Genomic DNA, 7,153 nt, shown 5'->3' with positions numbered 1-7,153 from the left:
GAAGCCCCACCGCCCCCGCCACCGCCGCTACAGCTTCCCCCGATCATCATCGGCGGGCCGCCGGAACCAAGAGGTCCGTTCGGAGGCGGCGACGACGACCGCGGCGGATTCCCCGGGTTCGGTGGCGGTCACGGTCACGGCGGCTTCGGCCCCCACATCGGGATCCCAGGTATCCCCGGGCTGTAGTACACCTGGCCGTTCGGTGGCATCTGTCATCTTCCGTTTGCCTCCCGCTTAGTGTCGCGACGCAGTCAGCTCATCGCGGCCGCCTACACCGGAGGTATGCGATGCACCGTCTTCGGTACCGGTTACCTGGGTGCGACCCACGCCGTCGGCATGGCGGAGTTGGGACATGAGGTCGTCGGCGTCGACGTCGACGCGGGAAAGGTCGCCAAGCTCTCCGGCGGTGACATTCCCTTCTACGAACCCGGCCTGCGCAAGCTGCTGACGAAGAACCTGGCGGCGGGGCGGCTGCGGTTCACCACCGACTACGACGTGGCGGCCGAGTTCGCCGACGTGCATTTCCTCGGGGTCGGGACGCCGCAGAAGAAGGGCGAGTACGGCGCCGACCTGCGCCATGTGTACGCCGTCGTCGACGCGCTGGTGCCGCGGCTGACGAGATCGTCGGTGCTGGTGGGTAAGTCGACCGTTCCGGTCGGAACCGCCGCCGAGCTCAACCGCCGCGCGGCCGCCCTCGGGCAACGCGGGGTCGACGTCGAGATCGCCTGGAACCCCGAATTCCTGCGCGAGGGCTACGCAGTGCACGACACCCTGCATCCGGACCGGATCGTGCTTGGCGTGCAACAGGATTCGGTGCGCGCCGAAACGGCGGTCCGCGAACTCTACGGCCCGCTGCTCGCCGAGGGGGTGCCGTTCCTGGTGACCGACCTGCAGACCGCGGAGTTGGTCAAGGTTTCCGCGAACGCGTTTCTGGCCACCAAGATTTCGTTCATCAACGCCATTTCCGAGGTCTGCGAGGCCGCCGGAGCCGACGTCAGCATGCTGGCCGACGCGCTGGGCTACGACCCGCGGATCGGTCGCCAATTCCTCAACGCCGGTTTGGGTTTCGGCGGCGGTTGCTTGCCGAAGGACATCCGCGCCTTCATGGCCCGCGCCGGTGAGCTGGGGGCCGACCAGGCGCTGACGTTCCTGCGCGAGGTCGACAGCATCAACATGCGCCGGCGCACCCGGATGGTGGAACTGGCCACCGCCGCCTGCGGCGGCTCGCTGCTGGGCGCCAACATCGCCGTGCTCGGCGCGGCGTTCAAGCCCGAATCCGACGACGTCCGGGATTCGCCCGCGCTCAACGTCGCCGGCCAACTGCAGCTCAACGGCGCCGCGGTCAACGTCTACGACCCGAAGGCGCTGGACAACGCGCAGCGGCTGTTCCCGACGCTGAACTACGCGGTCTCGGTCGAAGAGGCCTGCGAACGCGCGGACGCGGTGCTCGTCCTGACCGAGTGGCGCCAGTTCGTCGACCTCGACCCCGCCGACCTGGCCGACCGCGTGCGGGCCCGGGTGATCGTCGACGGCCGCAACTGCCTCGACGCGGCCCGCTGGACCGAGGCGGGCTGGCGGGTGTTCCGGCTGGGCGCGCCCCGGCCTTAGTCGCTTTCTGCCATTCGCCGGAGCCGCTGAGCCATGTCGCGATCCTCTTCCGCGAATTGGCGGTGCGCAGCCGCGTGTTTCCGGTACTCATCCCTGCGACCTTCGTTCCCTTCGGCCGCCGATTCGTAGGCGTCCGCCGTTCGGTCGTGACTGGCTGCGGATTCGTCCACGCTCTGGGCGGCAGACCATTGAGCAGCCTGTGCCGCCTTTCGGGCCGCCCGGGCCTTCTGACCGGCGCGAAATGCCGCTTCGGCGAGCGATTCAGGGTTCTGCTCGGCTTCGGCTCGCGCGCGCTCTTCCTCGTCTTCGGCGCGCTGCAGCCGCTCGCGTTCCCGCTCGAGCGCGGTGCCCTCCCGTTCGTCCGCCTGCGCCTCGTGCTGATTGGCCAGCTGTTCGCAGTTATTGGCGATTCGGTCCCGCTCGTCGGCGAACCATTCGCGCCGCGTGAGCTGTGCCTCCCGCTGCGTGAGGGCCTGCTCGCGCCCGTCCCCTTCGTCCGGCTGCTCGTCGACGTCGCTGGGCTCAGTTGGCACGACGCTTTCCCTCGGAACATTGTGTGATCTGCTGACTTTCGTGCTCGGCCCGTTGCCGCGCGAGTCGGCGTTCGCTGGTGGCCTGCTCCCGTTCGACCTTGGCCTGCTCGCGCAGCGCCGCCTCGTGTCGCCGCTCCACCTGTTCGGCCGCCCGCCGCTCACCCGCCGCGGTGTGATTGGTGGTGGGTTCGCGTTCGTCCGCGATCCGTTCGCGCTCCAACGCGACGTTCTCGCGCTCCTGAGCGGTGCGGACGGCGGGCATGCCCATGGTCGTCTCCGGTGGTCCGTGGTGGTTCGATTGCACCACATCGGCGCAGCCCGCCGACAGGGGCGAAGTCCCCTGCCCGGGGAGCCCTTGGTCGCACGCGCCGGCGAGTAGCCTGACCGGCGTGGACTATGCCGGTGCATTCCTCGAAGAGAACCGCGCTTTTTCGGAGCTGTTCCGCGATGTCGACCAGTCCAAGCCGGTGCCGACCTGCCCGGGGTGGAGCCTGAACCAACTGCTGCGCCACGTCGGGCGCGGCGACCGCTGGGCGGCGCAGATCGTGCGCGAGCGGCTCGAGGAGTTTCTCGACCCCCGGTCCGTCGAGGGCGGCAAGCCGCCGCCCGATCCGTCCGACGCGATCTCCTGGCTGCGCGGCGGCGCGCAGCGCCTCGTCGATGCGGTCGAGCTGACGGGCGCGCAAACCCCGGTGTGGACGTTTCTCGGGCCCCGGCCGGCGAACTGGTGGATCCGCCGCCGCCTGCACGAGGTGGCCGTGCACCGGGCCGATGCGGCCATCGCACTGGGAGCCGACTACACGCTGGCCGCCGATGTGGCCGCGGACGGGATCACCGAATGGCTCGAGCGGGTCGCGATCCAGGCCGGCGCGGAGGGGGCGCCGCTGCCGCTCGACGGCGACAACACCCTGCACCTGCACGCCACCGACCCCGGGCTCGGCGAAGCCGGTGAATGGACGATCCGCGTCGACGACGGCCGCATCGCCTGGTCGCACGAGCACGGCAAGGGCACCGCGGCGCTGAAGGGCGGGGCGGCCGAGCTGCTGCTGGCCATCCTGCGCCGGGTGCCGCAGGCAGACACGGGAATCGCGCTGTTCGGCGACGAGGGGGTGTGGCAGAACTGGCTCGACCGCACCCCGCTCTAGCCCCGCCATCCGGGCGCACACGGTAACTTGCACACCATGACCACTTCGGAGATCGCCACCGTCCTGGCATGGCACGACGCGCTCAACGCCGCCGACTCGGCAACCCTGGTCGCGTTGTCCAGCGACGACATCGAGATCGGCGACGCGCACGGCGCCGCGCAGGGCCACGAGGCGCTGCTCAGGTGGGCCGCCTCGCGCCACGGCACGGCCGAAGTCGGCCGGATGTACGTTCACGACGGTGTCGTGGTCGTCGAGCAGAAGGTGAGTGCCCCGGACAATCCCGGGGTCGTGACCACCGCGGCGTCGGCGTTCCGGGTGGTCCACGACCACGTCACGTCCGTGTTCCGGCACGAGGACCTGGCGTCGGCGCTGGCCGCCACCGAACTCACCGAATCCGACCTCGTCAATTGAGCGTGGAATAGGGGGACCACCCATGCGTGGGATCATCCTGGCCGGGGGCTCGGGCACTCGCCTGCACCCGATCACCGTCGGCATCAGCAAGCAGTTGCTGCCGGTCTACGACAAACCGATGGTCTACTACCCGCTGTCCACCCTGATGATGGCCGGCATCAGGGACATCCTGGTGATCACCACCCCGCACGACGCGGCGGGCTTTCAGCGGCTGCTGGGCGACGGCTCACAATTCGGCATCGACATCAGCTACGTCGCGCAGCAACAGCCCGACGGCCTGGCCCAGGCCTTCGTGCTGGGCGCCGAACACATCGGCAACGACACAGTGGCATTGGTCCTGGGAGACAACATCTTCTACGGGCCCGGGCTGGGCACCAGCCTGAGCCGCTTCCAAACCATCAGCGGGGGAGCGGTTTTCGCCTACTGGGTGGCCAATCCCTCGGCGTACGGCGTCGTCGAGTTCAGCGACGACGGCACGGCGCTGTCGCTGGAGGAGAAACCCAAGACACCGAAGTCCAATTACGCGGTGCCGGGGTTGTACTTCTACGACAACGACGTGATCGAGATCGCCAAGGGGCTGAAGAAATCAGCGCGCGGCGAGTACGAGATCACCGAGGTGAATCAGATCTACCTCAATCGGGGCCGGCTCTCGGTCGAGGTGATGGTTCGCGGAACGGCCTGGCTGGACACCGGCACGTTCGACTCCCTGCTGGACGCCAGCGACTTCGTGCGCACGCTGGAACGACGGCAGGGCCTGAAGGTCAGCGTCCCCGAGGAGGTCGCCTGGCAGCAGGGCTGGATCACCGACGAGCAGCTGGCCGAGCGCGCGCACACCATGCTCAAGTCCGGCTACGGCGGCTATCTGCTGGATCTGTTGGAGCGGAGCCGGTTTCACTAGGTCGCGCCAGCGCCGCGGCGATCGCCGTCGTCAGCGGCACCGACAGTGCCAGCGCGACGCCGCCCACCGCCGACCGGGCGATCTCGATGGCCACGCTCTCGCTGGTCAGCACGTCGGTCAGGGAGCGGTTGGCGACGCTGAACAGCAGCAACAGGGGCAGCGAACTGCCGGCGTAGGCCAGCACCAGCGTGTACACCGTGCTGGCGATGTGGTCGCGACCGACTCGGATGGCACCGAGGAAGATCGCGCGTCGGGAGCCGCCGAGGTGGGCGAGCTCGAACACCGTCGAGGCCTGGGTCACCGTCACGTCGTTGAGCACACCCAGCGAGCCGATGATGAAACCGGCGAGCAGCAGGCCGCCGATCGACACGTTGCCCAGGTACGCGCTCACGGTCGCGTTCTGGTCGTCGGACAGGCCGGTCAGGTGCGCCAGTTGTATCGCCGCCCAAGACAATCCGGCGGCCAGCAGCAGCGCCGTCAGGGTGCCGAGCAGCGCCGCGCTGGTCCGCAGGCTGACGCCGTGGGCCAGATAGATGACCGCGTAGAGGATGGCCGCCGACGCCACCAGGGCCACAGGAATCGCGGGCGCGCCGTCGCGCAGGGCCGGCAGCAGAAACACCACCAGCACCGCGAACGCCACCACGATGCCGACCAGTGCGAGCAGCCCCCGCCAGCGGGCCACGGCGACGATCACCACCGCGAACGCGATGGCCAGGGCGACCAGCGACCACCCGCGTTCGAAGTCGTAGAACGCGTAGCTGGTGGCGCCCTGGTCGTCGACCTGGCGGACCAGCCGGACGTGGTCGCCCACCACGAATTTCGGCTGGCCGGGGCCGGGGGAGGACTCCAGCAACGTGGCGGCGCCGGCGTTGGGGCCGGAGTCGACGGCCACCTGGGTCAGCACGCAGCGGCCCGCGCCGGGCGGTGCCGGCTGCGGCGCGGTGGTGAGCACCTGACCGACCGACGGGCTCCCGCAGTCGCCGATGCCGCTGGACAGCACGTGCCCGGCCTGCGTGCTCACGGCGCCGCCGGCCGCGTTCTGGAAGGGCAGGGGGATGTCGACGTGCTCCCGGCTGGGCCACAGCACGACGGCGCCGGCCAGCACCGCGAGGCCGATCGCCACCAGCAGCCCGACGACGATCCTGGCGGGCAGCGCGTCGACCGGGGCCGGTCCGGACAGGCTGTGGGAGTGGGAGTGCGAGTGCGTCACCCGGTCCACCGTAGAGGCGCCGGCTGCGAGGACGCTTACTGGCGATAGCTGACCAGGAAGTTGCCCAGCCGCTCGATCGCCGCGGCCAGGTCGCGGGCCCACGGCAGCGTGACGATGCGCAGGTGATCCGGTGCCGGCCAATTGAATCCGGTGCCCTGGGTGACCAGGATCTTCTCCTGCAGCAGCAGGTCGAGGACGAGCTGTTCGTCGTCGGTGATGTCGTAGACCTCGGGATCCAGCCGCGGGAACGCGTACAGCGCGCCCTCCGGCTTCACGCAGGACACCCCCGGAATCTCGTTGAGTTTCTGCCACGCCACGTCGCGCTGCTCGAGCAGCCGGCCGCCCGGCAGCACCAGGTCCTCGATGCTCTGGTGCCCGCCGAGGGCCACCTGAATCCCGTGCTGGGCCGGCACGTTGGGGCATAGCCGCATGTTGGCCAGCAGGCTGATGCCCTCGATGAAGCTTTCGGCGTGGTCCTTGGGGCCGGTGATCGCCAGCCAGCCCGCGCGGTACCCCGCGACCCGGTAGGCCTTGGACAGCCCATTGAAGGTGAGGCACAACATGTCCGGCGCCAGCGTGGCCACGTTGATGTGCTGGGCGTCGTCGTAGAGGATCTTGTCGTAGATCTCGTCGGCGAGCAGCAGCAGTTCATGCTTGCGCGCGAGCTCCACCATCTGGGTGAGGATCCCGCGGCTGTAGACGGCGCCGGTCGGGTTGTTGGGGTTGATGATGACCAGCGCCTTGGTGCGCTCGGTGATCTTGGACTCCAGATCGGCGACGTCCGGCTGCCAGCCCTGGGTCTCGTCGCACAGGTAGTGCACGGGCGTGCCGCCCGCCAGGGACGTCGACGCCGTCCACAGCGGGTAGTCCGGCGACGGGATCAACACCTCGTCGCCGTTGTCGAGCAGGGCCTGCAGCGTCATGGTGATCAGCTCGGAGCAGCCGTTGCCCAGGTAGACGTCATCGACGTCGAACCGGGGGAAGCCCTCGACCAACTCGTAGCGGGTGACCACCGCCCGCCGGGCGGGCAGGATGCCCTGCGAGTCGGAGTACCCCTGGGCGTAGGGCAGCGCCTGGATCATGTCGCGCATGATCACGTCGGGCGCCTCGAAGCCGAACGGTGCCGGGTTGCCGATGTTGAGCTTGAGGATGCGGTGCCCCTCGGCCTCCAGCCGCGCCGCGTGCTGGTGCACCGGGCCGCGTATCTCGTACAGGACGTCCCGGAGCTTGGACGACTGCGCAAAGACACGCTGCCGGTGGTGGCCGGAAGCATGCAGGGGCAGTTGGTGCGTGGTCACGTCACCAATGGTGCCACTACTGTCCACTGAATTTTGCTGTCAAGTGATGA

Annotated in this window: 8 protein-coding genes and 1 pseudogene; 5 read left to right on the top strand and 4 right to left on the bottom strand. The window is 69.2% G+C overall.

Features of this window, described 5'->3' with window-relative positions; genetic code table 11:
* Positions 1 to 186, top strand: a pseudogene (locus AWC03_RS27620) (DUF7159 family protein); the annotation flags it as partial.
* Between the two features lie 96 nt (positions 187 to 282).
* Complete coding sequence (locus AWC03_RS11925) at positions 283 to 1,608, top strand: UDP-glucose dehydrogenase family protein (RefSeq protein ID WP_085240683.1); 1,326 nt, start codon at positions 283 to 285, stop codon at positions 1,606 to 1,608.
* Here AWC03_RS11925 and AWC03_RS27840 read toward each other — a convergent pair.
* Positions 1,605 to 2,141 (bottom strand): hypothetical protein, encoded by a 537-nt coding sequence (locus tag AWC03_RS27840; RefSeq protein WP_244275154.1) that lies wholly within the window; start codon positions 2,139 to 2,141, stop codon positions 1,605 to 1,607. The two genes, AWC03_RS11925 and AWC03_RS27840, sit on opposite strands and share 4 nt — an antisense overlap.
* Complete coding sequence (locus AWC03_RS11915) at positions 2,131 to 2,409, bottom strand: hypothetical protein (RefSeq protein WP_085240680.1); 279 nt, start codon at positions 2,407 to 2,409, stop codon at positions 2,131 to 2,133. The genes AWC03_RS27840 and AWC03_RS11915 overlap by 11 nt, the downstream gene beginning before the upstream one ends.
* Before the next feature lie 121 nt (positions 2,410 to 2,530).
* On the opposite strand from AWC03_RS11915, the gene AWC03_RS11910 reads away from it, so the two are divergent.
* The 3 genes from AWC03_RS11910 to rfbA are packed head-to-tail and all read left to right on the top strand — an operon-like array spanning position 2,531 to position 4,595.
* Positions 2,531 to 3,286: a maleylpyruvate isomerase family mycothiol-dependent enzyme gene (locus AWC03_RS11910; protein ID WP_085240679.1), complete on the top strand. Its 756-nt coding sequence runs from the start codon at positions 2,531 to 2,533 to the stop codon at positions 3,284 to 3,286.
* 36 nt (positions 3,287 to 3,322) lie between these two features.
* Positions 3,323 to 3,697, top strand: coding sequence for a nuclear transport factor 2 family protein (locus AWC03_RS11905; protein WP_085240678.1), 375 nt, complete (start codon positions 3,323 to 3,325; stop codon positions 3,695 to 3,697).
* 22 nt (positions 3,698 to 3,719) lie between these two features.
* Positions 3,720 to 4,595, top strand: coding sequence for a glucose-1-phosphate thymidylyltransferase RfbA (gene rfbA, locus AWC03_RS11900; protein WP_085240677.1), 876 nt, complete (start codon positions 3,720 to 3,722; stop codon positions 4,593 to 4,595).
* Here the strand turns inward: rfbA and AWC03_RS11895 are convergent.
* Both AWC03_RS11895 and AWC03_RS11890 read right to left on the bottom strand, forming a co-directional pair.
* Positions 4,537 to 5,814 (bottom strand): YibE/F family protein, encoded by a 1,278-nt coding sequence (locus tag AWC03_RS11895; RefSeq protein ID WP_085240676.1) that lies wholly within the window; start codon positions 5,812 to 5,814, stop codon positions 4,537 to 4,539. The genes rfbA and AWC03_RS11895 overlap by 59 nt on opposite strands.
* Positions 5,815 to 5,840: 26 nt before the next feature.
* On the bottom strand, positions 5,841 to 7,130 hold the full coding sequence (locus AWC03_RS11890) for a pyridoxal phosphate-dependent aminotransferase (RefSeq protein ID WP_085240675.1): 1,290 nt from the start codon (positions 7,128 to 7,130) through the stop codon (positions 5,841 to 5,843).
* Between the last annotated feature and the right edge of the window lie 23 nt (positions 7,131 to 7,153).

The organism is Mycobacterium europaeum (assembly GCF_002102155.1).
Lineage (GTDB): Bacteria > Actinomycetota > Actinomycetes > Mycobacteriales > Mycobacteriaceae > Mycobacterium > Mycobacterium europaeum.
This window is presented reverse-complemented; position numbering and strand designations above follow the sequence as displayed.

Excerpts from the sequence above, each read along its gene's own strand:
- AWC03_RS11925 (WP_085240683.1), top strand. The coding sequence starts at position 283 with ATGCGATGCACCGTCTTCGGTACCGGTTACCTGGGTGCGACCCACGCC.
- AWC03_RS11915 (WP_085240680.1), bottom strand. The coding sequence starts at position 2,409 with ATGGGCATGCCCGCCGTCCGCACCGCTCAGGAGCGCGAGAACGTCGCG.
- AWC03_RS11905 (WP_085240678.1), top strand. The coding sequence starts at position 3,323 with ATGACCACTTCGGAGATCGCCACCGTCCTGGCATGGCACGACGCGCTC.
- rfbA (WP_085240677.1), top strand. The coding sequence starts at position 3,720 with ATGCGTGGGATCATCCTGGCCGGGGGCTCGGGCACTCGCCTGCACCCG.